Source organism: Pseudomonas sp. GD03875 (assembly GCF_029840585.1).
GTDB classification, from domain to species: domain Bacteria; phylum Pseudomonadota; class Gammaproteobacteria; order Pseudomonadales; family Pseudomonadaceae; genus Aquipseudomonas; species Aquipseudomonas paralcaligenes.
Map to the genome: position 1 here is coordinate 1 of NZ_JAOCCV010000011.1, position 22,626 is coordinate 22,626.

Sequence of the window (22,626 nt, forward strand, 5' to 3'; positions counted from 1 at the left end):
TGACCCTGCCGGCCTCCGCCCGAGAGGCGCTGGACGCCTTCGCCGCCTGCCCCGGCTGGGAACAGCGCGCGCGCTTGCTGATGCAGTGGGGCGAGCGCCTGGCGCCGCTGAGCGAGGACGAGCGCAACGAAGAAAACCGGGTCAGCGGCTGCGAGAGCCAGGTCTGGCTGGTGGGCGAGCGCGACGGCGCCACCTGGCACTTCCGCGCCGCCAGCGACGCCCGCCTGATCCGCGGCCTGCTGGCCGTGCTGTTGGCGCGGGTCGAAGGCCTGGACGATGCCGAGCTGCAGCGCCTCGACCTGGCCGACTGGTTCGCCCAACTTGGCCTCTCTCGCCAACTGTCGCCCTCGCGCAGCAACGGCCTGAACGCCGTGCTCCTGCGCATGCGCGAGCTGGCCGCGAACTAGCGACGCATCGCCTCGAACAAAGCGAACTCCCAGCGCCGCATCGCCAGCACCAGGGTGTAGCCCTCGCGCTCGTGCTCGGCCAGCTTCTGGTCGGCCAGGTGCTGCTGGGCGAACTCCTGCGCCACCCGCTGCAGGCGCTCCACGAAGGACGGCGCCAGCGCCCGGCTGATCCGCCCGTGCACCAGCAGCAGGCCCTCGTCGTCGCCGGCGAAGTGGCCAGCGTAGTAGTCCTGCAGCGCCTGCCTGCGGAAGTAGCGCATCACCGGGCCATCCGGCTGCCAGCGGAAGGTCTTGGCCAGCTTCAGCCGGTAACGGTTCAGCGGCTTGAGTTCGATCACCCCGAGCCGGTCCAGGCGGATCAGCGCGCGCACCGCCTCGGCGTCGCTCAGGCGGTAGGTGGAGACGATCTGTTCGAAGGTCCACTGGCTGAGCACGCAGATCGCCACCAGCAACAGCTGCTCATCCGCCACCACGGCCTGCTCCTGCTCCAGGCTCAGCCGGCCCAGCAGCGGCTGTGCTTCCACCACCTGGCGGGCCAGGTCGGCGAAGTCCAGCTGCAGCACGCGGCAAATGGCATCCACCCGCGACAGCGGCATGTCCGCCCTGGCGAGCATGCGCTTGACGTTGGATTCGGACATGCCCAGCTCCCGCGCCAGGTCCGCGTAGGTGAGCTGACGAGCCTTCAGCTCGCGCTTGATGATGTCTACCAGATCGGTGGTCGCGCCCATGGGTATCGCCTGAATGAACCAGGCAGACACTTATACGCCACCCAGCACACTGCAGAGAGACTTTTCTTCACCCCAGCAACAGACTGCGCCATCACAACCGACCTGATGGAGCAGACCGATGATCACCACCCCGCCACGCCCCGTGCCTCTCCCGCTCGCCCTGTTCGGACTCGGCCTGGCGCTCATCGCCCTCTTCGGCCCCGCCGTGCAGCAGCCGGAGCACTACCACGCCTTCGCCGACCAGCGCGCCCTGCTCGGCATCCCCTGCGCCATGGATGTGCTCAGCAACCTGCCCTTCCTGTTGCTCGGCCTGCTCGGTCTGGCCCGCCTGCGGCACATCGCCAACGCGCGCTGGCGCGGCCTGGGCCTACTGCTGAGCCTGGGGCTGCTGACCACCTTCCTCGGCTCCGCCGCCTATCACCTGACGCCCACCGACGGCGGGCTGCTCTACGATCGCCTCGGCATGCTGGTGCTGTTCGCCGGCGTGCTCGGCCTAGCGACCGCGGACCGCATGGGCCTGGCCGCCGGCGGCATGACTTCGTTCGGCGTGCTGGCGGGCGGCGCGGCCGGCCTATGGGTGTGGTGGAGCCAGGGCGACCTGCTGCCCTGGGTCGTGCTGCAGGGCGGCGGCATGCTGCTCCTGGCGCTGCTCGCCGTCGCCCGCCCGGTGCGTGGCGGCCATGGCTTCAGGCTGGGGCTGTGCGTCGCCTGGTATGGCCTGGCCAAGCTGCTCGAGCTGGGCGACAGCTACCTGTTCCAGCTCAGCGGCGAACTACTCTCGGGCCACAGCGTCAAGCACCTGCTGGCCGGGCTCGCCGTGCTGCCGGTGCTGTTACCGCTGATCGGCTGCCAGCCGGCCCGCAAGGCCGGCCGGCTGCCCAGACTTCTGGTCAGGCGCTAGGCCGGCGCTCCGAGGGTCGGCGAGCGCCGGCCGCCAGCTTGTCGACGAGGCGCGCGGCGGCGGCCATGCCGAAGCTGGCGGTGACCATCATCACCGCGCCGAAGCCGCCGGCGCAGTCCAGCTTGACACCCTCGCCGACGAAGCCCTTGGCCTGGCACACGGTGCCGTCCGGCTTCGGGTAGCGCAGCTGCTCGGTGGAGAACACGCAGGGCACGCTGTAGCTGCGCCCCGGCGTGCGGGAGAAGTTGTAGTCGCGGCGCAGGGTGGAACGCACCTTGGCCGCCAGCGGGTCGTTGAAGGTCTTGTTGAGGTCGGCGACCTGGATCTGGGTGGGGTCGACCTGCCCGCCGGCGCCGCCGGTGGTGACGATCTGGATCTTGCGCCGCTTGCACCAGGCGATCAGCGCGGCCTTGGCCGCCACGCTGTCGATGCAGTCGATCACCCCGTCGAGCTGCTCGGTGATGTACTCGGCCATGGTCTCGCGGGTGACGAAGTCGGCCACCGCGTGCACCACGCACGCAGGATTGATCGCGCGGATGCGCGCCGCCATCTCGTCGACCTTGGCCTTGCCCACGGCGCCTTCGATGGCGTGGACCTGGCGGTTGGTGTTGGTGATGCACACGTCGTCCAGGTCGAACAGCGAGATTTCGCCCACCCCGGTGCGGGCCAGCGCCTCCGCCGCCCAGGAGCCGACGCCGCCGATGCCGACCACCGCCACGTGCGCCGCCGCCAGGCGCTCCAGCCCCTCGCGCCCATACAGCCGGGCTATGCCGCCGAAGCGCTGTTCATCCGCCATCTCGCATCCCCTGGAAATCCGGCTGGCATTATAAGCCGCGCGCGGCGCATCCGGGCGGAACCCATCGGGCCATCGGCGGCCCAATGAGCGACCATCGGCTGCGCTATACAGTCCGGATGGCGCGGAGTAGCATGCGCGCCATCCGGCGTTCGCCGGTCTTCTCCAGTTCCTTTTCGCGGAACCCCCAAACAGCCATGCCAACGCGCAAACTCGGAATCAACCTGGTGGTCATCGTGGCGATCGCCGCCCTGTTCACCGGCCTCTGGGCACTCTACAACCGCCCGGTCAGCGCCCCGGAATGGCCGGAGCAGATCTCCGGCTTCTCCTACTCGCCCTTCCGCGCCGGGCAGAACCCGCAGCAGAACATCTACCCCGACGACGCCCAGATGCGCGCCGACCTGGAGCTGCTGAGCCAGCACACCGACAGCATCCGCACCTACTCGGTGGACGGCACGCTGGAGCACATCCCGCTCCTCGCCGAGGAGTTCGGCCTGCGGGTGACGCTGGGCATCTGGATCGGCACCGACCTGGAGCGCAACGAGCGCGAGATCGCCAAGGCCATCGAGATCGCCAACAACTCGCGCAGCGTGGTGCGGGTCGCTGTCGGCAACGAGGCGCTGTTCCGCAGCGAGATCAAGGTCAAGGACCTGATCGCCTACATCGACCGGGTGCGCGCGGCGGTCAAGGTGCCCGTCACCACCTCCGAGCAGTGGCACATCTGGCAGGAATACCCCGAGTTGGCCGACCACGTCGACCTGATCGCCGCCCACGTCCTGCCCTACTGGGAGTTCGTGCCGATGGAGGACTCCACCGACTTCGTCCTCGAACGCGCCAAGGACATGCGCCGGCTGTTCCCGAAGAAGCCGCTGCTGCTCTCCGAGGTGGGCTGGCCGAGCAACGGCCGCACCCGCGGCGGCGCCGAGGCCGACCAGGCGGACCAAGCCATCTACCTGCGCACCCTGGTCAACGCGCTGAATGCCAAGGGCTACAACTATTTCGTCATCGAGGCCTTCGACCAGCCGTGGAAGGCCAGCGACGAGGGCTCGGTGGGCGCCTACTGGGGCGTCTACAACCTGGACCGGCAGCCCAAGTTCGCCTTCGAGGGCCCGGTGATCGCCATTCCCCAGTGGCGCCTGCTGGCCGTGGCCTCGGTGGTGATGGGCCTGCTGGCCCTGGCGCTGATGCTGATCGACGGCAGTTCGCTGCGCCAGCGCGGCCGCACCTTCCTCACCTTCGTCGCCTTCGTCGGCGGCTCCGCCCTGGTGTGGATCGCCTACGACTACAGCCAGCAGTACAGCACCTGGTTCAGCCTGACCGTGGGCTGCCTGCTCGGCATCGGCGCGCTGGGCGTGTTCATCGTCCTGCTCACCGAAGCCCACGAACTGGCCGAGACCGCCTGGGTGCGTAAGCGCCGCCGGCCGTTCCTGCCGGTGATCGCCGACACCGCCTACCGGCCCAAGGTGTCGATCCACGTACCTTGCTACAACGAGCCGCCGGAGATGGTGAAGCAGACCCTGGACGCCCTGGCGGCCATGGACTACCCGGACTTCGAAGTCATCATCATCGACAACAACACCAAGGACCCGAAGGTGTGGGAGCCGGTAGAAGCGTACTGCCAGCAGCTCGGCCCGCGCTTCCGCTTCTTCCACGTGGCGCCCATCGAGGGCTTCAAGGGCGGCGCGCTGAACTACATCCTGCCGCATACCGCGCCGGACGCCGAGGTGATCGCGGTGATCGACTCCGACTACTGCGTCGACCGCAACTGGCTCAAGCACATGGTGCCGCACTTCGCCGACCCGAAGATCGCCGTGGTGCAGTCGCCCCAGGACTACCGCGACGGCGACGAGAACACCTTCAAGAAGCTCTGCTACGCCGAGTACAAGGGCTTCTTCCACATCGGCATGGTCACCCGCAACGACCGCAACGCGATCATCCAGCACGGCACCATGACCATGATCCGGCGCAGCGTGATGGACGAGCTGAAATGGGCCGACTGGACCATCTGCGAAGACGCCGAGCTGGGCCTGCGCGTGTTCGAGAAGGGCTACTCGGCGGCCTACGCCCACGAGAGCTTCGGCCGCGGCCTGATGCCGGACACCTTCATCGACTACAAGAAGCAGCGCTTCCGCTGGGCCTACGGCGCCATCCAGATCATGAAGGGCCACGCCCGCAGTCTGTTCCGCGGCCAGGGCTCGGAGCTGACCCGCGGCCAGCGCTACCACTTCATCGCCGGCTGGCTGCCGTGGATCGCCGACGGCCTGAACATCTTCTTCACCGTCGGCGCGCTGCTCTGGTCGGCGGCCATGATCATCGTGCCCAACCGGGTCGACCCGCCGCTGATGATCTTCGCCATCCCACCGCTGGCGCTGTTCTTCTTCAAGTTCGGCAAGATCATGTTCCTCTACCGCAAGGCCGTCGGCGTGGATCTGGCGCGCTCGTTCCAGGCGGCCATTGCCGGCCTGGCGCTGTCGCACACCATCGCCAAGGCGGTGCTGTACGGGGCGTTCACCAAGACCATCCCGTTCTTCCGCACGCCGAAGATGGCCAGCAACCACGGCATCCTCGTGGCCCTGGCCGAGGCCCGTGAGGAAGTGTTCATCATGCTCCTGCTGTGGGGCGCGGCCATCGGCATCGCCTTCGCCCAGGACATCGGCAATGCCGACGTGAAGTTCTGGGTCGCCACCCTGCTGGTGCAGTCTCTGCCATACCTGGCGGCGCTGCTGATGGCCCTGCTCTCCTCCCTGCCCAGGCCGGCCGGGGAAGAGGCCGGGCAAACCGCATAGCCCACCTCGACGGTGGTGGGTCGATGCCAGGGTGGGAGCGGCCTTGCCCGCGATAGGTGCCGACCAACGCGTGGTCTCCCACAAGAGCTTGCTCGTCGCTCTGGCGTGCGCCCGCTCACCGAAACGGCGGCCTTGGGGCCGCCGTTTTGCTTTAAGATGGCGAGCTTTCCGATATCCGCCGCTCCGGAGCCGTAATGACCGCCCTCTCCCCCACCCTCGAACTGGCCTTCGACCTGATCCGCCGCCCCTCCGTCACCCCGGTCGACGAGGGTTGCCAGGAACTGATGATGCGGCGCCTGGCCGCGGTGGGCTTCGCGGTCGAGCCCATGCGCATCGAGGACGTGGAGAACTTCTGGGCCCGCCGCGGCGGCGAGGGCCCGGTGCTGTGCTTCGCCGGCCATACCGACGTGGTGCCGACCGGCCCGCTGGACGCCTGGCAGTACCAGCCGTTCGAGGTCTGCGTCGACCAGCAGGGCATGCTCTGCGGCCGCGGCGCAGCGGACATGAAAGGCAGCCTGGCGTCGATGATCGTCGCCGTGGAGCGCTTCGTCGCCGACCACCCGGACCACAAGGGCGCCATCGCCTTTCTCATCACCAGCGACGAGGAAGGCCCCGCCCAGTACGGCACCAAGGCGGTGGTCGAGCGCCTGCGCGAGCGCGGCGAGCGGCTGGACTGGTGCATCGTCGGCGAACCCTCCAGCACCACCCTGCTCGGCGACGTGGTGAAGAACGGCCGGCGCGGCTCCCTCGGCGGCAACCTCACCGTGTACGGCAAGCAGGGCCACGTGGCCTACCCGCACCTGGCGAAGAACCCCATCCACCTGGCCGCCGGCGCCCTGGCCGAACTGGCCGCCGAGCACTGGGACGACGGCAACGCCTACTTCCCGCCGACCAGCTTCCAGGTCTCCAACCTCAACTCCGGCACCGGCGCCACCAACGTCATTCCCGGCGAGCTGAAGGCGGTGTTCAACTTCCGCTTCTCCACCGAATCGACCGTGGAAGGCCTGCAGCAGCGGGTCACCGACATCCTCGACAAGCACGGCCTGGACTACCACATCGACTGGTCGCTGTCGGGCCTGCCCTTCCTGACCCAGCCGGGCGAACTGCTCGACGCCGTGGCCGCCAGCATCCGGGCCGTCACCGGCCGCGAGACCACACCGTCCACCTCCGGCGGCACCTCGGATGGGCGCTTCATCGCCACCCTGGGCACGCAAGTGGTCGAGCTGGGTCCGGTCAACGCCACCATCCACCAGATCAACGAGCGGGTGCTGGCCAGCGACCTGGACCTGCTCACCGAGGTCTACTACCAAACCCTGGTCAAACTCCTCGCATGAAAATCCATGAACATGCCTGCTACGCAATCCGATAGCTGCGTTGGGCGGTACTCGCTCCTCGCCTATCTATTCGATATGTCTCGTCGCTGCGTTCCGTCCGCCTTGCTCTCGGGTCGCTCGCGACGGCCTGTTCATGGATTTTTCGCATGTTGACCTGCCCGATCTGCCAGGCACCGCTGAACACGGTCGACAATGGCCTGGCCTGCCCGGCCAACCATCGCTTCGACCGCGCCCGCCAGGGCTACTACAACCTGCTGCCGGTGCAACACAAGAACAGCCGTGACCCGGGCGACAACCAGGCCATGGTCGAGGCGCGCCGGCGCTTCCTCGACGGCGGCCACTACGCGCCGCTGGCCCGGCGCCTGGCCGCACTGGCCGCCGAGCGCGGCCCGCGCAGCTGGCTGGATATCGGTTGCGGCGAGGGCTACTACACCGCGCAGCTCGCCGAGCTGCTGCCAGGCGCCGACGGCTATGCCCTGGACATCTCCCGCGAGGCGGTCAAGCGCGCCTGCAAGCGCGCGCCGCAGCTGAGCTGGCTGGTGGCGAGCATGGCCCGTGTGCCGCTGGCCGATGCCAGCTGCGACCTGCTGGCCAGCGTGTTCAGCCCGCTGGACTGGCAGGAGGCGCTGCGACTGCTCAAACCCGGCGGTGGCCTGCTGCGCATGGGCCCGACCCGCGTGCACCTGATGGAACTGCGCCAGAAGCTGTACGACGAGGTCCGCGACTACGACGACCAGAAGCACCTGGAGCTGATCCCCGAGGGCATGCGCCTGGCCCACAGCGAGACCCTCAGCTTCCAGCTGCTGCTGGCCGATGCCCAGGCCCGCGCCGACCTGCTGGCCATGACCCCGCACGGCTGGCGCGCCAGCGCCGAACGCCGCGCCGCGGTGGTCGCCGAACCCTTCGAAGTCACCGTCGCCATTCGCTACGATTGGATCGAGAGAATCTAGAGAGCCCCGCCATGCGCCAACCCGATATCGAGATCTACCTCAAGGACGCCAGCCAGGACGCCATCACCGCCTGGCTGAGCGAGGCGCTCGGCTCCTGCAGCGAGTGGCAGCAGCGCGGCCAGACCTTCCAGTGCCGGGCCGGCGAGATTCCGGTGGTGTTCCTGCCCAGGGCCGTGGGCAAGTGGCACAGCCTGATGCTGGAGAGCGACGCCACACCCTGGCAGGACGACATCGCCTGCGCCCACGCCGCCTTCGCCGCACTCGGCGTGGAGGTCCGCTGCTCCACCGGCGGCTGGAGCGAGGAACAGGGCGAAGAGGACGCGGACCGCTGGATCAAGGTCAATGCGGAAGGCGAGCAGGAATTCATCTGGCGAACCGATTGAGCAGCCAGGCAGAACTCCTCATCAGTCATTGCTCCTAATTAATAACGAAGCTCCTGAGTAGTCCAGCCGATGCAGACGCTACTTTCAGACCGTTACTATCAGCGTCATCTACGCATCATTCACGCCTGTGAGAAAGGTGCCACGGGGGTTTACTGGGGACACCGCCTGGTAGCGACGATGCTGTATAGAAGCATGCTTTCCCAACTCAACGAGATGCATCGTCATGAGGTAGAGCATTTCGAGATTTTCGGAAAGTTAATGCAGGCCAGGGGAGTGAGGACAGTGATAGCCCCAGTTTTCTGGTGTATCGGAGGCATCCTGTATGGAGTCATCACGGCGCTCGCCGGGCGTCGCGCGATCTGGAGAAGCACTGCTGTAATTGAGGCCATTGTTGAGCGAGAGCTGAATGAGGCCGCCAGCTACTTTCAGACTCGGGATCCCGAGGTATACCAAGCAATCCAGCAGATCCTGATTGATGAGCAGGAACACAAACTCGCAGGAGAGACCAATAGCCCTGGGCTCTCCCCCATGGATAAGGTCATAGATCCCGCCGCTAGGGCTGGAGCAGCCGCGTCAAAGGAGTTGGCAAAACGTCTGTGAACTCCGCCTCAGCGCCGGAAAAGCAGAAGGCCCGTCGATGACGGGCCTTCTTTTGTGTGCAGCGCGGGTCATCAGACCTTGGATACGTCTTCCGCTTGCAGGCCCTTCTGGCCCTGGATCACGGAGAACTCGACCTGCTGGCCTTCGACCAGAGAACGGTGGCCTTCGCCACGGATGGCGCGGTAGTGGACGAATACGTCCGGACCGCTTTCGCGTTGAATGAAGCCATACCCCTTGGAATCATTGAACCACTTGACGGTTCCGATCTCACGATCAGCCATTACCACTTCCCTCGATTCTCGATTTTATTGTTGCCCTTGCGGGCTCGACGGCTCGGCGCAAACGTTGTTCTTCGTCATTTCCGACCCCGATCGATACGAGCGTGGAGCGGTATTCCGAATGGCGTCCTGATGCGACCGCCTGGCGAGTATAAAACAAGCGTTCGGCTTGCCAAGGGATTTTTTCGGCCGGCTGCAAGGCCCGTGGCTCATGGGCTTCAGGGGTTTTCTGTCACTCCTTGGCCAGCAGATCGGTCAGCTTTTTGGCCAGGCTCAGATACTGGTAGGGCTCGATGCGATAGGCCCAGTCGCTGCGCCCGGGCAGCTCGGCGGCGGGCAGGTCACTGCCCTTCTCCAGCAGCAGCCAGTGCTGCTCACCCTTGGCGAACACCCGCCCTTCCAGGTGCTTGTCGTCGAAGGTGACGAGCCTGAACTGCAGCACGGGCTTGCCTTCGAAGGTCAGCTGGGCCAGCGGCGCGGCATCGGCGAAACGCAGGTCGGTGAAGAAGGTGGCCACGCCGTTGGCGGCGCCGTCGAACGCCAGCCGCTTGCCCTTGGGCAGCTCGAGCACGCGCAGGTTGGCGTCCTCGGCCTTGTCGCGGAACAGGGTCAGGCGCTCGCCGCCGGCATGACGCAGCTCCAGCTCGCGCACGGCGGTGAAGGACACAGCGGCAACGCGCCGGTCCAGCCACTCCAGCTCGGTGGCCGGCAGTTCGATGCGCTGGCTGACCAGCCAGCTCTGGGCCTCGCCGGCACCGCGCACCAAGGTACCGTCGCCCTGGCCGGCCTTGCCGATCAGCAGCGCGCGAGGCGGCTGGTCGCCCTGCTCCAGCTTGAGACGCACGGCCTGCTGCTGCGCGTCGCCGTCCTCGGCCAGGCCGAGACGGCCGTAGAGTTCGGGGTTGGCGGTGCGCGGCTCGACCTTGCGCGACTCGGCCAGGGCCTTGAGCAGTGTGCTCACCACCGCCTGGTCGGCCGGGTAATCGGCCTTGGCCGGCAGTACCCAGTCCTGTTCGCGCCGCTCGACCCGCACCAGAGGCTGGTCGGCGCGCTGGATTTCGATGGCGGACACCTGCTGCGGCTGCAGGCCCGGCAGCCAGGCCTCGGCCTGGACCGGCACCGGCGGCCTGCTCACCTGACGGGTGAAGTACCAGCCGGCCACCAAGGCCAGCACCAGCACAGTCAGGATGGACAGGGTTCTGCGATTCATGGCGTTGCTCTCCTCGCTCTAGGGATGGGAGTTGAATGGAGCGAGCGGCGAGAGGCTGGAGGAACAAGGGCGTCGGCCATGCCGGCGTGACGCCCTCGCTTCACCGGGAGAGGTTCACTCGCGCAGAAGCCTGATGACCTCGGCGCGGCTCTCGTCCGGCTGCGCACTCTGCAACCGCTCCGCTACTTGCAATGGCGTCTGCCCCTCGCTGTCCGGCTTGGCCTTGTCGGCGCCGTGCTGGAGAAGAAACGCGACATTGTCCGGCTGATTCAGGATGACCGCACTGTGCAGGGCCGACTGGGTTCGATCCCCGGGCCCCGGACGGACATCGGCATTCACGTCCAGGCCCTTGTCGATGAACCGCTCGGCCAGTTCGAACTTGCCGGGGGCGCCGGACTCCAGCACGAACGCCAGGCCACCACCGGCCTGCAGGTCATCGATGTCGTCCTGGTTCATACGGAAGTGCAGCAGGTACTGGCGGCACAGGGGCGCCGGAATGGCGAAGCCCGTACCCGGCTCGCTGCACAGCACGAGCTGCTCGATACGGAAGTTGCTCATCGCGTAGAACGCCATGCCCGCGCCGATCGCGAGCAACAGGACGAGTGCACCGAATATCCGCTTCATCATGCCACCCCGCCCTGGCCGGCAGGCCGCCAGGCAACGGCGAGCTGGTTGCGATAACGCGCCGCGCTCGCCTGCGCGGTGTGCAGGTAGGTGCGGAATCGCCGGCTCATCTCCACGCGCACCGACTCGTATATCTTCGCGTCCATCAGGTCGCTGGCCCTGGCGTGCTTGAACCAGTGCTTGGCCGCCTTCTTGCCGAAGCCCTTGATCAGCTTGCCCGCGTTCGCGCCCGAACGACCCAGGCTGGAAAAGAGCGCTTCGACGTAGCCCATCGCGTAGGTGGCGTCGATGCCCGCCACCAGCAGTGCCTGGGCGAAGGAGCGGAGCTGATCGTTGACGGCCATGGCGTCGATATGCGCGCCATCGTGGGGAAAGAAGAACTTCAACGCGATCCGGGTTTCGTTCTCGTCGAGGACGAGTTCATTGCCGCTGAACGAGCGCAGATAGATATCGGCTGCCATGGAAACCTTCCTTGGGTAGGGGCTGGGATAGGAGCGGCCGAGCATAGTCGAGCGGAAAATATCAGGCGTGGGAGCGGATCACATCTCTGCCCGCCGCAATCCCGGGGAAAGGGCAAAACGCCCCTTCCCCCGGTAAAGCTCACGCGACCTTGCGCCGGCGCCACAGCCACAGGGCCAGCACGCCGAGGGTCAGCAGCAGCGGCACGGCGAGGATGTTGAGCAGCTTGAGGGTGCGGCCCAGTTCCTCGATCTGGGCGTTGAGCTGGAAGCGCACCTCGCGCAGTTCCTTGCGGATGCGCAGCTTCTCGGCGATGAACTGCTGCACCGCGGCCTGCTGTTCGGGGGTCAGCTCCAGCGCCTTTTCCGGGTCCTGCTGCTGCAGCGAGGCGAGCTTCTGGTCGGTTTCGGCCAAGCGCTTCTGCAGGTCCTCTTCCTTGACCCGGAACTGTGCCTCGGCGTCGCGCTGCAACGCCTCGACCACCTCGAACGGACGGCTGAAGCGGCCACGGGAACGCACGCTGATCAGCGCGTCGCTGCCGGACAGGTTGTCCAGGGCATTGATCGCGAAGCCGGCGTTGTCGGCGAACGGCTGCGGCACGCGCTGGCCGAAGAAGTCCTGCACCTGCACCCACATGCGGTCGGTGAGCAGGTCGGTGTCGGCCACGGCGATCACGTTGATGTTCTCCGCGAACTTCAGGCCGTCCTTCTGCCCCTCGATGCCGTTCGGGTAGGCGGACTCGGCCGGGCCGCTGATGCGGGCGGCGATAGCGTAGCGCTCGCCGGTCGGCTCCAGGTCGCGCATCAGCTCCTCGGGGTTGGCCAGCATGGCGAAGCGATCCACCTCCAGCGGCATGGCGTACTCGGAGCTCTGCAGCAGCGGCACGAAGCGGGTCCTGGCACCCTCGACCGGCTCAAGGATGCCGGCGGTGGCGATGTTGATGCTCTCCAGGCCGGCGGTGGCCACGTCATCCTGGCTCATGGCCCGCTGCGGCAGCGCCAGCCAGGCCGCATGACGCGCCGGGCGCTGGCCCTGCCCCATGCTCACCGAGATCGCATAGGAGCCGTCGCCCAGCACCTTGCCCGGCACCATGCGCAGGCCCCAGGCCTTGAACAGCGGCTCCAGGTCGGACGCCTTGTCCTGCTCGTCGCCCGGCATCATCGGTTGGGCGTTGTCCGCCTCGGCGAGCGGGTCGACGAACACCAGCAGCTTGCCGCCGCGCAGCACGAACTGGTCGATGGCGTACAGGGTCGGCTCCGGCAGGTGCTTCGGATGCACCAGCAGCAGCACCGAGACCTCGTCCGGGATCTTGTCGATGCCGGCCTTGAGGCTGTCGATCCGGAACAGCTGGCGAACCTCCTCCATCACCATCCAGGGCGGCGTCGGCTGGCGCGCCGCCATGTCGAAGCCGCCGTTGAGCTGCAGCCCGGAGAGCAGGCCGACCACCGGCCGCTCCGGCTTGGCCAGGCCCTGCACCAGCTGGCTCAGCTGGTATTCGAGGAACTCCTCCTGGTCCAGCGGGAAGAACGGGATGACCTGCTTGTCGTCCACCGCGTTGGTGCCGGCCAGGCCGAAGTAGATCTGCTCGCCGCTCTGGTTGGCCGGCACGGCCTGCAGGCCGAAGCCGGCGGCCTTGTCCTCGTCCTCGGAGAACGGCTCGGGGTCGACGATGTGCAGCTTGATCTTGCCGTTCGCCTCGCGCTCGTAGGCCTTGAGCATTTCCTCCACGCGCATGGCGTAGTTGCGCAGCACCGGCAGGTCGCGGGCGGCCTTGTCGGAATAGAAGAAGTACAGGTTGATGGGCTCGTCCAGCTCGCCGAGGATGCGCTCGGTGCCCCCGGAGATGGTGTAGAGCTTCTGCTCGGTCAGGTCCAGGCGGATGTTGCCCAGGCCCAGGGCCGAGAGCATGTTGAAGGCCAGGAAGGCCACGGCGATCAGCAGCAGGCCGGCGCCGGAATACATCAGTTTCTTCATGGTCAGTCAGCCTTCTTCAGATCGACCACGATGGCGGTGGCGGCGAGCCAGGCGGCCATCAGGGATATGAAATAGAGCAGGTCGCGCAGGTCGATCACGCCCTTGCTGATCGCGTCGAAGCGGGTCAGGAAGGACAACGAGGCGACCGCGTCGAGCAGCCACTGCGGGGCCCAGGACAGCGCGTCGAGCACCATCGGGAAGCCGCTGACGATGAACAGGAAGCAGGCGCTCACGGCGAGGATGAAGGCGATCACCTGGTTCTTCGCCAGGGCCGACATGCACGAGCCGATGGCCAGGTAGGAACCCGCCAGCAGCCAGCTGCCGAAGTAGCCGGTGAAGATCGCGCCGTTGTCCGGCTGGCCCAGGTAGTTGACCGTGATGATCATCGGGAAGGTCAGCAGCAGGGCGATACCGGCGAACACCCAGGCGGCAAGGAACTTGCCCAACACCGCCTCGGTGCGGGTGATCGGCAGGGTCATCAGCAGCTCGATGGAGCCGGACTTGCGCTCCTCAGCCCACAGGCGCATGGCGATGGCCGGTACCAGGAACAGGTACAGCCAGGGATGGAAGTTGAAGAACGGCGACAGATCCGCCTGGCCGCTCTCGTAGAAGCCGCCGAGGTAGAAGGTGAAGACCCCGGACAGCACCAGGAAGATAAGGATGAACACATAGGCAAGCGGCGTGGCAAAGTAGCTGGCCAGCTCGCGCTTGAAGACAACGGGCAACTGCTTCATGCCGCCTCCCCCCGGGTCAGGCTGCGGAACACCTCGTCGAGCCGTCCGCGCTCCACGTCCAGCTCCTTCACGTGCCAGCCGCGCTGGCGGATCAGTTCGTTGACCTGCGGGAAGATCACCTCGCCCGGCCATGCCAGCAGGGTCAGGCTGCCCTCGGCGTTGTCCTCCACGCCGGCCACGCCCGGCAGCGCGGCCAGGGCGGCGCGGTCCAACTCGCCCTCGGCGACCAGGGTCACCGCCTGGTGATAGCGCGAGCGGCTCTCCAGCTCCAGCGGCGTACCATCGGCCACTACCTTGCCGGCGGCGATCACCACGGCGCGGGTGCACACGGCGGAGACCTCTTCGAGGATGTGGGTGGAGATGATCACGATCTTGTCCCTGGCCAGGCTTTGGATCAGCTGGCGCACCTGGTGCTTCTGGTTGGGGTCGAGGCCGTCGGTGGGCTCGTCGAGGATCAGCACCTTGGGATCGTGAAGGATGGCCTGGGCCAGGCCGACGCGGCGCTTGAAGCCCTTGGACAGGGTTTCGATGCTCTGCTCCAGCACCTTCTGCAGCTCCACCTGCTCGACCGCGCGCTGCACCCGCTGCTTTTTCTCGGCGCCTCGGAAGCCGCGCACCTCGGCGATGAACTCGAGGAAACCGCGCACCGTCATGTCGCCATAGCAGGGCGCGCCTTCCGGCAGGTAGCCGATCTGCCGTTGGGCCTTGAGCGTGTCGATCTGGATGTCGAAGCCGAGGATGCTGGCGGTACCGGAGGTCGGCGCCAGGAACCCGGTGAGCATCTTCATGGTGGTGGATTTACCGGCCCCGTTGGGACCGAGAAAGCCCAGCACTTCCCCCTGCCGGACCTGGAAACTGAGGCCGTCGACGGCCGTGTGATGGGCAAAACGCTTGGTCAGGTTTCTTATTTCGATCATGGCCTCTCACCGTCGCGAAAGCGCCTGCACCCAGCGAAATCGCCGCAGGGGCGCAGACCGCAATACCGCCGGGCAACAGCACGTTCCCGGACGAGGGCAAGACAGTAGCACAGCGAAAAAGTTCAGTGGCCGGCTGAAATATGGAGTAAATGGAATAACACACTCAGCGGTCGAGCGGGCTCAGAACCGCCAGACCACCCCGATTAAGCACATGGGTATAGATCATGGTCGTCTTCACGTCGGAGTGCCCCAGCAACTCCTGCACGGTACGAATGTCCTGGCCCGCCTCCAACAGATGTGTCGCAAAGGAATGGCGCAACGAATGAGGCGTTGCATGCTTGATAAGACCCGCACGCCGCGCCGCCTCGCGCACAGCTCGCTGGATGGTCTTCTCGTGCAGGTGGTGGCGAAAGATCCCCTGGCCACGAGGATCACGCGAACGATTGACCGACGGGAAGACAAACTGCCATCCCCACTCCCTGGCAGCCCCCGGATACTTGCGCGCCAGCGCGAAGGGTAAATTGACCTCGCCAAAGCCCTCGGCCAAGTCCTCCCGGTGCAACCGCTGAACCTTCTCCAGATAGGCCTGCAATGGCTCGCTCACACGCTTCGGCAACATGGTCACCCGGTCCTTGCCATCGCGCACCACAATTTCACACCGGGTGAAATCCACGTCCTTGACCCGCAGCCTGAGCGCCTCCAGCAAACGCAAGCCAGAGCCATACAGCACATTGGCAACGAGCCACTGCACGCCCTGCATTTGCGCAAGCAGCACCTCCACCTCTTCACGGGTCAACACCACCGGCAAGTGCCGGGGTTTCTTGGCGCGAACGACGTCCTGCAGCCGGGGTAGCTCCAGCTTGAGTACCTCCTTATAGAGAAACAACAGAGCAGCCAAAGCCTGATTTTGCGTCGAGGCCGAAACATCGCGCATCACCGCCAGATGCGTGAGAAAAGCCTCGATCTCCACCACCCCCATCTCCGAAGGATGCCGGTAGTGGTGGAAGTGGATATAACGTTTCACCCACTCGGCATAGACAGTTTCGGTACGAATAGAATAATTTTTGACCCGAATCTGTTGGCGCAACTGATCCAGCAGCTTGGGCTTGCCCTCCTCCATGTCGCGTTTCTCCGCTGAATGCTGTCGCGTTTACCGTGACCATTCTCAAGCTAGACAAGGACTTGCAGGACGACAAGGAAGATTATGCGACAGCTGTCGTGGAGAAACGCGACAGCAATGTCGCCTAATAATAGTTAGCGCAAGGAGGCAGCATGCCGGAGATTGAAGTTGGAGATGTAGCAACATGGTTGGCAACAGCAGTTGCCATAATTTCTGCGGTTGCAGCTGCTAGATCATCAAAGGCCGCAGATCAACATCAAGAAGAGGCAGCGCAACACACAAAGAAAAGCGCTAAATTACTCGAAAAAGAACACCAACTAAAGCTTAGAGAGTGGACAGACCAATACTTCAACTCAGTCCGCGTATGGGCAGAGCACGTTTGCCATGCCATATCCGAAGCAACACATATAATTGAGCACCCCGAGCTAAATGGGGAGCACAAGCGGCCAGTCTTAGTTCGGCTAAGCTCATTAATTGACACAGGGCGCTGGTACTTCCCAAATCAATGGACAGACGATTATGGCACACATAAAGAGCCTGCTTATCGTGGCATTCGACAACCAGTTCTTGATTGCGTAGTAGAAGCCTACGACCTACTTAAAGACTCCCAGCCAGCTGAAAGTCTTAAGGCCGAACTGGTTGCAGCCCAACGCGAATTCGTTAGCTATATTCAAGAAGTACTTGACCCCCGCAAGAGGGAGCAGGAAATCAAGAAAGTACTTGATGAGTTTGAAGTCTCAGAGCGTCTACGCAATGCACCCGGCAAGCGCTAACAAGTGGTTCAAACCGTTCGCTGCGCTCACTGGGACGGGCTAAAGCCCGCCCCTTAACCAAACGTTAGGCAACTCATGCACTCGACAGGTCTGCGCGATTTTCAGCCAACTGACATTGACGCCGTCAATGCACTTGGTGTTGCCGCGTTTGAGCAGTTCGCTGGCCAATACGAAGACTGGCCAGGCTTCAGGGCAAAAATCGCATGCATGTCTTCGCTGGCGGAAACGGGCGAGATCATCGTTGCGGCATCTGGCGAAACAGTCGTGGGGGCAGTTGCGTACCTTGGTCCCCAGGCTCTAAAGAGCTCGTTTTTTCCAAGTACATGGGCTGTCATGCGAATGCTCGTTGTTTGCCCAGAATCACGCGGTAAAGGCATTGGCCGCACACTTGCCAACGCTTGCATTGCAAAGGCTCAGCGTGACGGAGCCGACGTGTTCGGCCTCCACACTAGCGCCATCATGTCTGTGGCGCTTCCGATGTACCAATCCATGGGGTTTGAGTTCGTTCGTGAAGCACCATCAATCCACGGTGTCCCATATGGCATCTACGCAAAACAACTCGCTGGGCAAGGCCGCGTCGCCTAACTGGGCGGTCAAGCGGACGCCAACACAGGCCATGCCTTCGGCATTCTCATGGCCTGTGTTGGTGCCCTACGCACCTTCGGTGCTCCGGCGCCGCTTACCTTGAGCGTTATGCACATCAATAAAATCAGTGAGCCACGCCATGACCATAGTGCGCTTTGATCTGTTGCTGTTCTCAGCCTGCTTCGCCCTACTAGCAGCAGCGCTATTTCTGATGACGCGGCATCGTTCAAAAATTGCTCTCACAGCATTTTCACTGCTTGCAGCCTGCGCAATTGCTAAATTAGTGCAATTTGTAATCCCTGCGGTCATCCCGATGCCATGCACTGAAGGTATATGCAACCCAACAGAGCCTTATCTAAGCATCGTGAGTTACGCATACCGCATCGAGCCATACATGCTGTTAGCTGCAAGCATATTGGCTTTAATCACAGCAGTAAGAAGTAATAGAAAATGCACAGTGCATGCTGCATAACAATGCGCTCAACTGTTGCTCACTTCGTTCGCTGGACGTCCAAAAGCTACGCTTTTGGCCGCCCGTTAGCTTAATCGTTATGTATCACCATCAACCAAGGAAGATGCCATGAGAAAAGCAGCATTGCCATTAATTGCACTTCTGGCATTCACAGCCTACACAGCATTTGTAATGTCACAGGCTGAACAGTCGCTCATCCAGTTCGGCATAGAACTAATGTCAAGCCTTGACACTGCTCAGGTCGTACTCGATCTCTACATCCTGGCCGCGCTTGCTAGCATCTGGATCTATCAAGACAACAAAGCACGCAACAAGCCATTTATTGCCGTGGCTCCGTACCTCGCAATTACTATCGTCTTTATATCTATCGGCCCGCTACTCTATCTTGTTATCAAAGATTTTTCAAAAGAGCGTAGTGCAGGTGAAACATAACAATTGATTCAAGACCGCTCGCTTCGCTCACTCGGGACCGGCTAAAGCCGACCCCTTAGCCAAACGTTAGGCCCCAAGGAGGGATCGTGTCAGCCTTAAATCCAATGACAGCATCATTATTTGGTGTTTTGGCAGCAGCTTACTGGGCTATTTTGTTTTTACGGAAACTTTATCGAAACAAAAACAATTTCGGGATCAGTAGAAACAAGAAAATAGCATCCGCAGCCATCGCAGCTATAATTTTTCCGCTGGCATTATTCATTGCATATTATCTAAGCTTCCCAATAGGTAGTATATTTTTACGGCCTGGCCCAGCGATTCATATCGTAATGTCTCTGAATATTGCTCTCTGTGTTTCAATAATCGGGGCTATGCTTACCATTGCTACAGGCTATGTATCGCTATACATACTCAAGAAAGAGAGCATTGGATCCTAACAATGCGCTCAACGGTCGCTCACTTCGTTCGCCGGACAGCCAAAAGCTACACTTTTGTCTGCCCGTTAGCTTAATCGTTAGGCCACATGATCAACCGTCAGAAGCAACTGGAAGATCTACACACGCATCTAGACGAGCTAATCGCGGTTCTGGCACAAGATCAGGCGTGTCAATGGCACAGCCACTTCGCGTGGTCTGAGCAGCGAGTCGTGCGGCTACTTAGCCAAGGCTTTACACAAGACGACCTCAACGAGCTTTCCAGCTCCGTTAACCATGTTTTCGGCGGCTCGGGCAGTTTCAACGACTACGCACCCGTCGTGCAGCGACTTGATGGCACATTCAGTATCATCGTCGGAATGGATAGCTTTGATGAGCTTGCCAGCAAGGTTTACGATTCCGCTCTCGCTCTTAGGGTCGCTGGCAATGTGGCCTAACAATTAATTCAAGCCGAACCGGCTTCGCCGGTCGGCTTTATGCAGTCGTTAGGCAGAAACATATGTCCCGTGCGCAACTCGTAGAAATTGACCTGCAAGCGGTCACTAGCTCGGAAGAACTCCACTCCTTGCTAATGCTCTCGTTAGGCTTTCCGGGTTGGTACGGGTGCAACTGGGATGCCTTCTGGGATGCCATAACTGGTTTGGTTGAAATGCCAAAAACAGTCAAGTTCTTGGATTGGCAAAAACTCTCCCAGCGCTTACCTCGTGATGCTGCCTTACTACAAGAGTGCCTCACTGAAATGCAGACTGAATATCCACAGCTCGCACCCGAGGTGGTTTATGCCTAACATGCGATTCAAGGTTCGTTCGCTTCGCTCACTAGGACGGGCTAAAGCCCGCCCCTTAACCAAACGTTAGGCAGCGGGAGCAACATTAGTGGTTGTCATAGATCATGAGCCTCATGCGTGGTTCCTGCTGCGAGACAGTTCTGGATACGTGCTCGATGTAAATTGCAGCCAGTCCTTTGCCAGCTTTTCTGCCGTACTCCGTCTTACACCAGACGAGATCGCCCGGATTTATGTGCAAGGACACAAGGCTACTGATGACCTGGCTCGTTCCATACAGCACAGCCCTAGCAAATATTCCACGCGTTGTGGCGATCCGCTCTTGGAGTCGGCATCATTGGCCGCAATCAAGGGGTGGCAGGCCAATCGGCCCACAGCCTAAAATTCATTCAAGCCGATGCCGCTTCGCGGCACGGCTTAACTATAGCGTTAGGCGTTAAAAGATGGATGAGCTCAGCTACAACCGAGAAGCCTTGGACAAAGAAGGTAGCAGCACAGAGGTTGTTGACCGTCTTGTGGCTAAAATAGCCTTGTCCAGCACTGTTGAAAATACTCAAGATCTGCTCGAAGAACTTGAATCAGAGGTAAATAATTTAGGCTGGCCTCTAGATCGTGATTACGTAGCTGTAGCTTTGCAGTACTCCGCAAACCAAGCGGCTCCAGAGGTTGGCAAGATAATGCTTCAATTTGCACTCGGTCGCGCAGAGTGGTGCGCATCTTGCGCCACCGCAGGCGGCGAAGGCATAGCTAGATCGCGGCACATACAAGAGCTAGAGGCGCTAATCCGTGCACGCGCCTAACAATGCGCTCAAAACGCTCACTCCATTCGCTGGGACCGGCGAAGCCGGCCCCTTAGCTTAATTCGTTAGAGGCAAAACATGAGCTACATCGACACTTGGTACGAGTGGCTTTCGTGTATTTACGCCAAAGCTCTAGTTGGATATTTCTAGCAGCCTCACTGGTGCTTATGTATAAACGCCCATCTATTTTGCACGGTGCGCTGGCAGTAGGTTTTGCGCTATACATTTACCGAGGCCATCTAGTTTTTGAGTCAAGCCAAGAGGCTTCAGAAGCCCGGCAAACGCAGGCCAGCCTTGCCCCCTCAGAGCAGACCTTCCTTATAGGAAACGCTTTGGGTAGCTTTGGAATATTTATTGCCAGCTCATGCCTGGCAACCATAATCCTGAAATCTCGGCGCCCCCTCTAACAATGCGCTAAACTGCCGCTCACTTCGTTCGCTGGACACCCAAAAGCTACGCTTTTGTCTGCCCGTTAGCTTAATCGTTAGCCCTCGCACCAGACACCATGAGCATCCGAATACGAGAAGAAGCACCATCTGATGTTGCGGCTATTGAGGCCGTGATTGTCGCGGCATTTCTAGATGCCGCTCACGCCGATTACACGGAGCAATTCGTTGTTAGTGCGTTGCGCAACTCAGGACAGCTATCTGTCTCGCTCGTCGCAGAGAACAATGGCGTAGTCATTGGGCATGTCGCCGCGTCGCCTGTAACTATTTCCAGTGGTGCGACTGGGTGGTATGGACTCGGGCCAATATCTGTTGCGCCAGAGCATCAAAGGCAGAGAGTTGGCGTTCAACTCATGGAGCAGGCACTCGCTGAGCTGCGTAAGCTTGGTGCTTCAGGGTGCGTGGTGCTCGGAGATCCAGCTTACTACTCCCGTTTTGGCTTCAAGGCAGAGCCATCACTTATCCTGCCTGATGTGCCGCCAGAGTACTTCCAAGCCATTTCATTTAGCGGCCCGCCACCCTTTGGCGCAGTCTCTTACCATGAGTCCTTCGCAGCGCAGGGCTAACAATTCATTCAAGCCGACGCCGCTTCGCGGCGCGGCTTAATTCAGGCGTTAGGCCTCAAGAGGAACATCTATGGGGTTAGATATTCAGCTTGTGGTTGAAGCATCCGAATTTGATGATTTTCACCAATCTTCCGGAATCGCCTTCGCGGAACCGCCGAGGAACACGAAGCTGTTCTTCGCCATGACTGGAATTCGCGGTGAACCATGCCGCTTTCCCGCCCGAGGGTTTCCAGACACGGCCTCGTCAATGGCGGTTTTCCACTTCGGCCGAGCGGTAGTCGATAACCTCGATGACGTTGATAGTTGGGGCACAGCCTGCATATCAAAAAAGTGGGCCCTTGCGTCTGCCAATCAGGGCGCGAGTCGCCCACTAAAGTGGGACCTAGTGTCATCACCAGAATTTTTTTCGCCCAGCTGGCTTCGTCTTTCTGAGCTTCGCGAGGTGCTGGAGATTGCATCGGTACAGCATACTGATCTCTCGCTGGAACTAGCTGTAATCATGGAGCTAATGGCTAGCATCGAAGCGCGTGGCCTTCGCTCCCGTATCGTGTTTTGATTTAGTGAGTAATGTGTTCTTCACTGGCAACGCCTAACAACTGGTTCAAGCCGCTCGCTTCGCTCACTCGGGACCGGCTAAAGCTGGCCCCTTAATCAAACGCTAGAACAAACTAGGGAGAAAGCCATGTCGACCGAGCTTGAGAGTGAACTTAGAGATCAAATTAAACACTGCAAATTTTGGAGTACATTTAACTACGTTTTTGCCCACCTAATATTTACATGAACAGTTCTATCCAGCTTCATATCCGCCATTTTGTTGGCATAGGCAATACCAATAATTTTAAGGTATCACTCGCAATAGCAACCGCCCTTCCTGCAACTCTTTTGCTAGTCAATACAACCCTTCGATTTGAAGATAGGGCTCAGTGGTTTTGGAAGAAACGACTCGGTACGCAACGGCTTCTGAGAGAGCTAAGAGATACTGAAAACCCTGATATATATTCAGTTGCAAAACGCTTTGCAGATTTTTCCGACTCCATGGAATCAGCGTGGCCGGACTTCGGCACTCCGCAACGGCAAGGCCAATCAAATATCAACAGTTCTAACTAGTGGTTCAAGCCGGCCCCTTAACCAAACGT

28 protein-coding genes are annotated in these 22,626 nt (G+C 61.8%); 18 read left to right on the forward strand and 10 right to left on the reverse strand.

Annotated elements, in window-relative coordinates:
* Window positions 1-5: 5 nt before the first annotated feature.
* Window positions 6-407, forward strand: a complete 402-nt coding sequence (locus tag N5D30_RS11870) for a SufE family protein (protein WP_279909264.1) — start codon at window positions 6-8, stop codon at window positions 405-407.
* On the opposite strand, the gene N5D30_RS11875 is transcribed toward N5D30_RS11870, so the two are convergent.
* A complete protein-coding gene (locus N5D30_RS11875) occupies window positions 404-1,135 on the reverse strand; it encodes a helix-turn-helix transcriptional regulator (RefSeq protein ID WP_279909134.1) in 732 nt (243 codons plus the stop codon). The two genes, N5D30_RS11870 and N5D30_RS11875, sit on opposite strands and share 4 nt — an antisense overlap.
* Before the next feature lie 118 nt (window positions 1,136-1,253).
* Here N5D30_RS11875 and N5D30_RS11880 point away from each other — a divergent pair, with 118 nt between their 5' ends.
* A complete protein-coding gene (locus N5D30_RS11880; RefSeq protein WP_279909136.1) occupies window positions 1,254-2,036 on the forward strand; it encodes a hypothetical protein in 783 nt (260 codons plus the stop codon).
* On the opposite strand, the gene tcdA is transcribed toward N5D30_RS11880, so the two are convergent.
* A complete protein-coding gene (gene tcdA / locus N5D30_RS11885) occupies window positions 2,026-2,832 on the reverse strand; it encodes a tRNA cyclic N6-threonylcarbamoyladenosine(37) synthase TcdA (RefSeq protein WP_279909138.1) in 807 nt (268 codons plus the stop codon). The genes N5D30_RS11880 and tcdA overlap by 11 nt on opposite strands.
* Window positions 2,833-3,026: 194 nt before the next feature.
* On the opposite strand from tcdA, the gene N5D30_RS11890 reads away from it, so the two are divergent.
* The 5 genes from N5D30_RS11890 to N5D30_RS11910 all read left to right on the forward strand — a co-directional run bounded on the left by N5D30_RS11890 (window position 3,027) and on the right by N5D30_RS11910 (window position 8,882).
* Complete coding sequence (locus N5D30_RS11890; RefSeq protein ID WP_279909140.1) at window positions 3,027-5,615, forward strand: glycosyltransferase; 2,589 nt, start codon at window positions 3,027-3,029, stop codon at window positions 5,613-5,615.
* Window positions 5,616-5,809: 194 nt separating this feature from the next.
* A complete protein-coding gene (gene dapE, locus N5D30_RS11895) occupies window positions 5,810-6,949 on the forward strand; it encodes a succinyl-diaminopimelate desuccinylase (RefSeq protein WP_279909142.1) in 1,140 nt (379 codons plus the stop codon).
* Between the two features lie 146 nt (window positions 6,950-7,095).
* Window positions 7,096-7,899, forward strand: coding sequence for a putative RNA methyltransferase (locus N5D30_RS11900; RefSeq protein ID WP_279909143.1), 804 nt, complete (start codon window positions 7,096-7,098; stop codon window positions 7,897-7,899).
* An 11-nt stretch (window positions 7,900-7,910) separates the two neighbouring features.
* Window positions 7,911-8,282 carry a hypothetical protein gene (locus N5D30_RS11905; protein WP_279909144.1) on the forward strand — a complete coding sequence of 124 codons (372 nt, stop codon included), beginning with the start codon at window positions 7,911-7,913 and terminating at the stop codon, window positions 8,280-8,282.
* Between the two features lie 69 nt (window positions 8,283-8,351).
* Entirely contained in the window at window positions 8,352-8,882 is a 531-nt protein-coding gene (locus N5D30_RS11910; protein WP_279909145.1) for a demethoxyubiquinone hydroxylase family protein, read from the forward strand.
* A 71-nt stretch (window positions 8,883-8,953) separates the two neighbouring features.
* Here the strand turns inward: N5D30_RS11910 and N5D30_RS11915 are convergent, their stop codons facing one another.
* From N5D30_RS11915 to N5D30_RS11950, 8 genes are all read right to left on the reverse strand, one after another.
* Window positions 8,954-9,163 carry a cold-shock protein gene (locus tag N5D30_RS11915; protein ID WP_220814828.1) on the reverse strand — a complete coding sequence of 70 codons (210 nt, stop codon included), beginning with the start codon at window positions 9,161-9,163 and terminating at the stop codon, window positions 8,954-8,956.
* Between the two features lie 229 nt (window positions 9,164-9,392).
* A complete protein-coding gene (locus tag N5D30_RS11920) occupies window positions 9,393-10,370 on the reverse strand; it encodes a DUF4340 domain-containing protein (protein WP_279909146.1) in 978 nt (325 codons plus the stop codon).
* A gap of 114 nt (window positions 10,371-10,484) precedes the next feature.
* Window positions 10,485-10,997: an ankyrin repeat domain-containing protein gene (locus tag N5D30_RS11925; protein ID WP_279909148.1), complete on the reverse strand. Its 513-nt coding sequence runs from the start codon at window positions 10,995-10,997 to the stop codon at window positions 10,485-10,487.
* Window positions 10,994-11,455: a hypothetical protein gene (locus N5D30_RS11930; protein WP_279904342.1), complete on the reverse strand. Its 462-nt coding sequence runs from the start codon at window positions 11,453-11,455 to the stop codon at window positions 10,994-10,996. The genes N5D30_RS11925 and N5D30_RS11930 overlap by 4 nt, the downstream gene beginning before the upstream one ends.
* 139 nt (window positions 11,456-11,594) lie before the next feature.
* Entirely contained in the window at window positions 11,595-13,427 is a 1,833-nt protein-coding gene (locus N5D30_RS11935; protein ID WP_279909149.1) for a Gldg family protein, read from the reverse strand.
* Window positions 13,428-13,429: 2 nt separating this feature from the next.
* Window positions 13,430-14,161 (reverse strand): ABC transporter permease subunit, encoded by a 732-nt coding sequence (locus N5D30_RS11940; RefSeq protein ID WP_279904340.1) that lies wholly within the window; start codon window positions 14,159-14,161, stop codon window positions 13,430-13,432.
* Window positions 14,158-15,078: an ABC transporter ATP-binding protein gene (locus tag N5D30_RS11945; RefSeq protein WP_279909151.1), complete on the reverse strand. Its 921-nt coding sequence runs from the start codon at window positions 15,076-15,078 to the stop codon at window positions 14,158-14,160. The genes N5D30_RS11940 and N5D30_RS11945 overlap by 4 nt, the downstream gene beginning before the upstream one ends.
* A gap of 163 nt (window positions 15,079-15,241) precedes the next feature.
* The gene (locus N5D30_RS11950) at window positions 15,242-16,198 is read right to left on the reverse strand and encodes an integron integrase (protein ID WP_279909153.1); all 957 of its coding nucleotides are present in this window, start codon (window positions 16,196-16,198) and stop codon (window positions 15,242-15,244) included.
* A gap of 152 nt (window positions 16,199-16,350) precedes the next feature.
* Here N5D30_RS11950 and N5D30_RS11955 point away from each other — a divergent pair, with 152 nt between their 5' ends.
* The 11 genes from N5D30_RS11955 (at window position 16,351) to N5D30_RS12005 (ending at window position 22,597) form a co-directional block, all read left to right on the forward strand.
* Window positions 16,351-16,971 carry a hypothetical protein gene (locus tag N5D30_RS11955; RefSeq protein WP_279909154.1) on the forward strand — a complete coding sequence of 207 codons (621 nt, stop codon included), beginning with the start codon at window positions 16,351-16,353 and terminating at the stop codon, window positions 16,969-16,971.
* A 75-nt stretch (window positions 16,972-17,046) separates the two neighbouring features.
* Entirely contained in the window at window positions 17,047-17,556 is a 510-nt protein-coding gene (locus N5D30_RS11960; protein ID WP_279909156.1) for a GNAT family N-acetyltransferase, read from the forward strand.
* 139 nt (window positions 17,557-17,695) lie between these two features.
* The gene (locus N5D30_RS11965; protein ID WP_279904332.1) at window positions 17,696-18,028 is read left to right on the forward strand and encodes a hypothetical protein; all 333 of its coding nucleotides are present in this window, start codon (window positions 17,696-17,698) and stop codon (window positions 18,026-18,028) included.
* 108 nt (window positions 18,029-18,136) lie between these two features.
* The gene (locus N5D30_RS11970; protein WP_279909157.1) at window positions 18,137-18,460 is read left to right on the forward strand and encodes a DUF2834 domain-containing protein; all 324 of its coding nucleotides are present in this window, start codon (window positions 18,137-18,139) and stop codon (window positions 18,458-18,460) included.
* A gap of 86 nt (window positions 18,461-18,546) precedes the next feature.
* Entirely contained in the window at window positions 18,547-18,897 is a 351-nt protein-coding gene (locus N5D30_RS11975) for a hypothetical protein (RefSeq protein WP_279909158.1), read from the forward strand.
* A gap of 86 nt (window positions 18,898-18,983) precedes the next feature.
* A complete protein-coding gene (locus tag N5D30_RS11980; RefSeq protein WP_279909159.1) occupies window positions 18,984-19,331 on the forward strand; it encodes a hypothetical protein in 348 nt (115 codons plus the stop codon).
* Window positions 19,332-19,393: 62 nt separating this feature from the next.
* Window positions 19,394-19,681: a barstar family protein gene (locus N5D30_RS11985; RefSeq protein WP_279909161.1), complete on the forward strand. Its 288-nt coding sequence runs from the start codon at window positions 19,394-19,396 to the stop codon at window positions 19,679-19,681.
* A 440-nt stretch (window positions 19,682-20,121) separates the two neighbouring features.
* The gene (locus N5D30_RS11990; RefSeq protein WP_279909163.1) at window positions 20,122-20,478 is read left to right on the forward strand and encodes a hypothetical protein; all 357 of its coding nucleotides are present in this window, start codon (window positions 20,122-20,124) and stop codon (window positions 20,476-20,478) included.
* Window positions 20,479-20,983: 505 nt separating this feature from the next.
* A complete protein-coding gene (locus N5D30_RS11995; RefSeq protein WP_279909164.1) occupies window positions 20,984-21,490 on the forward strand; it encodes an N-acetyltransferase in 507 nt (168 codons plus the stop codon).
* A gap of 70 nt (window positions 21,491-21,560) precedes the next feature.
* Window positions 21,561-22,046 carry a hypothetical protein gene (locus tag N5D30_RS12000; RefSeq protein WP_279909165.1) on the forward strand — a complete coding sequence of 162 codons (486 nt, stop codon included), beginning with the start codon at window positions 21,561-21,563 and terminating at the stop codon, window positions 22,044-22,046.
* Window positions 22,047-22,267: 221 nt separating this feature from the next.
* Complete coding sequence (locus tag N5D30_RS12005; RefSeq protein ID WP_279909166.1) at window positions 22,268-22,597, forward strand: hypothetical protein; 330 nt, start codon at window positions 22,268-22,270, stop codon at window positions 22,595-22,597.
* The last annotated feature ends 29 nt before the right edge of the window (window positions 22,598-22,626 follow it).

What these genes read in the sequence shown, in the direction of transcription:
- N5D30_RS11875 (WP_279909134.1), bottom strand. Translation starts at nt 1,135, where the DNA reads ATGGGCGCGACCACCGATCTGGTAGACATCATCAAGCGCGAGCTGAAG.
- N5D30_RS11880 (WP_279909136.1), top strand. Translation starts at nt 1,254, where the DNA reads ATGATCACCACCCCGCCACGCCCCGTGCCTCTCCCGCTCGCCCTGTTC.
- tcdA (WP_279909138.1), bottom strand. Translation starts at nt 2,832, where the DNA reads ATGGCGGATGAACAGCGCTTCGGCGGCATAGCCCGGCTGTATGGGCGC.
- N5D30_RS11890 (WP_279909140.1), top strand. Translation starts at nt 3,027, where the DNA reads ATGCCAACGCGCAAACTCGGAATCAACCTGGTGGTCATCGTGGCGATC.
- dapE (WP_279909142.1), top strand. Translation starts at nt 5,810, where the DNA reads ATGACCGCCCTCTCCCCCACCCTCGAACTGGCCTTCGACCTGATCCGC.
- N5D30_RS11900 (WP_279909143.1), top strand. Translation starts at nt 7,096, where the DNA reads ATGTTGACCTGCCCGATCTGCCAGGCACCGCTGAACACGGTCGACAAT.
- N5D30_RS11905 (WP_279909144.1), top strand. Translation starts at nt 7,911, where the DNA reads ATGCGCCAACCCGATATCGAGATCTACCTCAAGGACGCCAGCCAGGAC.
- N5D30_RS11910 (WP_279909145.1), top strand. Translation starts at nt 8,352, where the DNA reads ATGCAGACGCTACTTTCAGACCGTTACTATCAGCGTCATCTACGCATC.
- N5D30_RS11915 (WP_220814828.1), bottom strand. Translation starts at nt 9,163, where the DNA reads ATGGCTGATCGTGAGATCGGAACCGTCAAGTGGTTCAATGATTCCAAG.
- N5D30_RS11920 (WP_279909146.1), bottom strand. Translation starts at nt 10,370, where the DNA reads ATGAATCGCAGAACCCTGTCCATCCTGACTGTGCTGGTGCTGGCCTTG.
- N5D30_RS11925 (WP_279909148.1), bottom strand. Translation starts at nt 10,997, where the DNA reads ATGATGAAGCGGATATTCGGTGCACTCGTCCTGTTGCTCGCGATCGGC.
- N5D30_RS11930 (WP_279904342.1), bottom strand. Translation starts at nt 11,455, where the DNA reads ATGGCAGCCGATATCTATCTGCGCTCGTTCAGCGGCAATGAACTCGTC.
- N5D30_RS11935 (WP_279909149.1), bottom strand. Translation starts at nt 13,427, where the DNA reads ATGAAGAAACTGATGTATTCCGGCGCCGGCCTGCTGCTGATCGCCGTG.
- N5D30_RS11940 (WP_279904340.1), bottom strand. Translation starts at nt 14,161, where the DNA reads ATGAAGCAGTTGCCCGTTGTCTTCAAGCGCGAGCTGGCCAGCTACTTT.
- N5D30_RS11945 (WP_279909151.1), bottom strand. Translation starts at nt 15,078, where the DNA reads ATGATCGAAATAAGAAACCTGACCAAGCGTTTTGCCCATCACACGGCC.
- N5D30_RS11950 (WP_279909153.1), bottom strand. Translation starts at nt 16,198, where the DNA reads ATGGAGGAGGGCAAGCCCAAGCTGCTGGATCAGTTGCGCCAACAGATT.
- N5D30_RS11955 (WP_279909154.1), top strand. Translation starts at nt 16,351, where the DNA reads ATGCCGGAGATTGAAGTTGGAGATGTAGCAACATGGTTGGCAACAGCA.
- N5D30_RS11960 (WP_279909156.1), top strand. Translation starts at nt 17,047, where the DNA reads ATGCACTCGACAGGTCTGCGCGATTTTCAGCCAACTGACATTGACGCC.
- N5D30_RS11965 (WP_279904332.1), top strand. Translation starts at nt 17,696, where the DNA reads ATGACCATAGTGCGCTTTGATCTGTTGCTGTTCTCAGCCTGCTTCGCC.
- N5D30_RS11970 (WP_279909157.1), top strand. Translation starts at nt 18,137, where the DNA reads ATGAGAAAAGCAGCATTGCCATTAATTGCACTTCTGGCATTCACAGCC.
- N5D30_RS11980 (WP_279909159.1), top strand. Translation starts at nt 18,984, where the DNA reads ATGATCAACCGTCAGAAGCAACTGGAAGATCTACACACGCATCTAGAC.
- N5D30_RS11985 (WP_279909161.1), top strand. Translation starts at nt 19,394, where the DNA reads ATGTCCCGTGCGCAACTCGTAGAAATTGACCTGCAAGCGGTCACTAGC.
- N5D30_RS11990 (WP_279909163.1), top strand. Translation starts at nt 20,122, where the DNA reads ATGGATGAGCTCAGCTACAACCGAGAAGCCTTGGACAAAGAAGGTAGC.
- N5D30_RS11995 (WP_279909164.1), top strand. Translation starts at nt 20,984, where the DNA reads ATGAGCATCCGAATACGAGAAGAAGCACCATCTGATGTTGCGGCTATT.
- N5D30_RS12000 (WP_279909165.1), top strand. Translation starts at nt 21,561, where the DNA reads ATGGGGTTAGATATTCAGCTTGTGGTTGAAGCATCCGAATTTGATGAT.
- N5D30_RS12005 (WP_279909166.1), top strand. Translation starts at nt 22,268, where the DNA reads ATGAACAGTTCTATCCAGCTTCATATCCGCCATTTTGTTGGCATAGGC.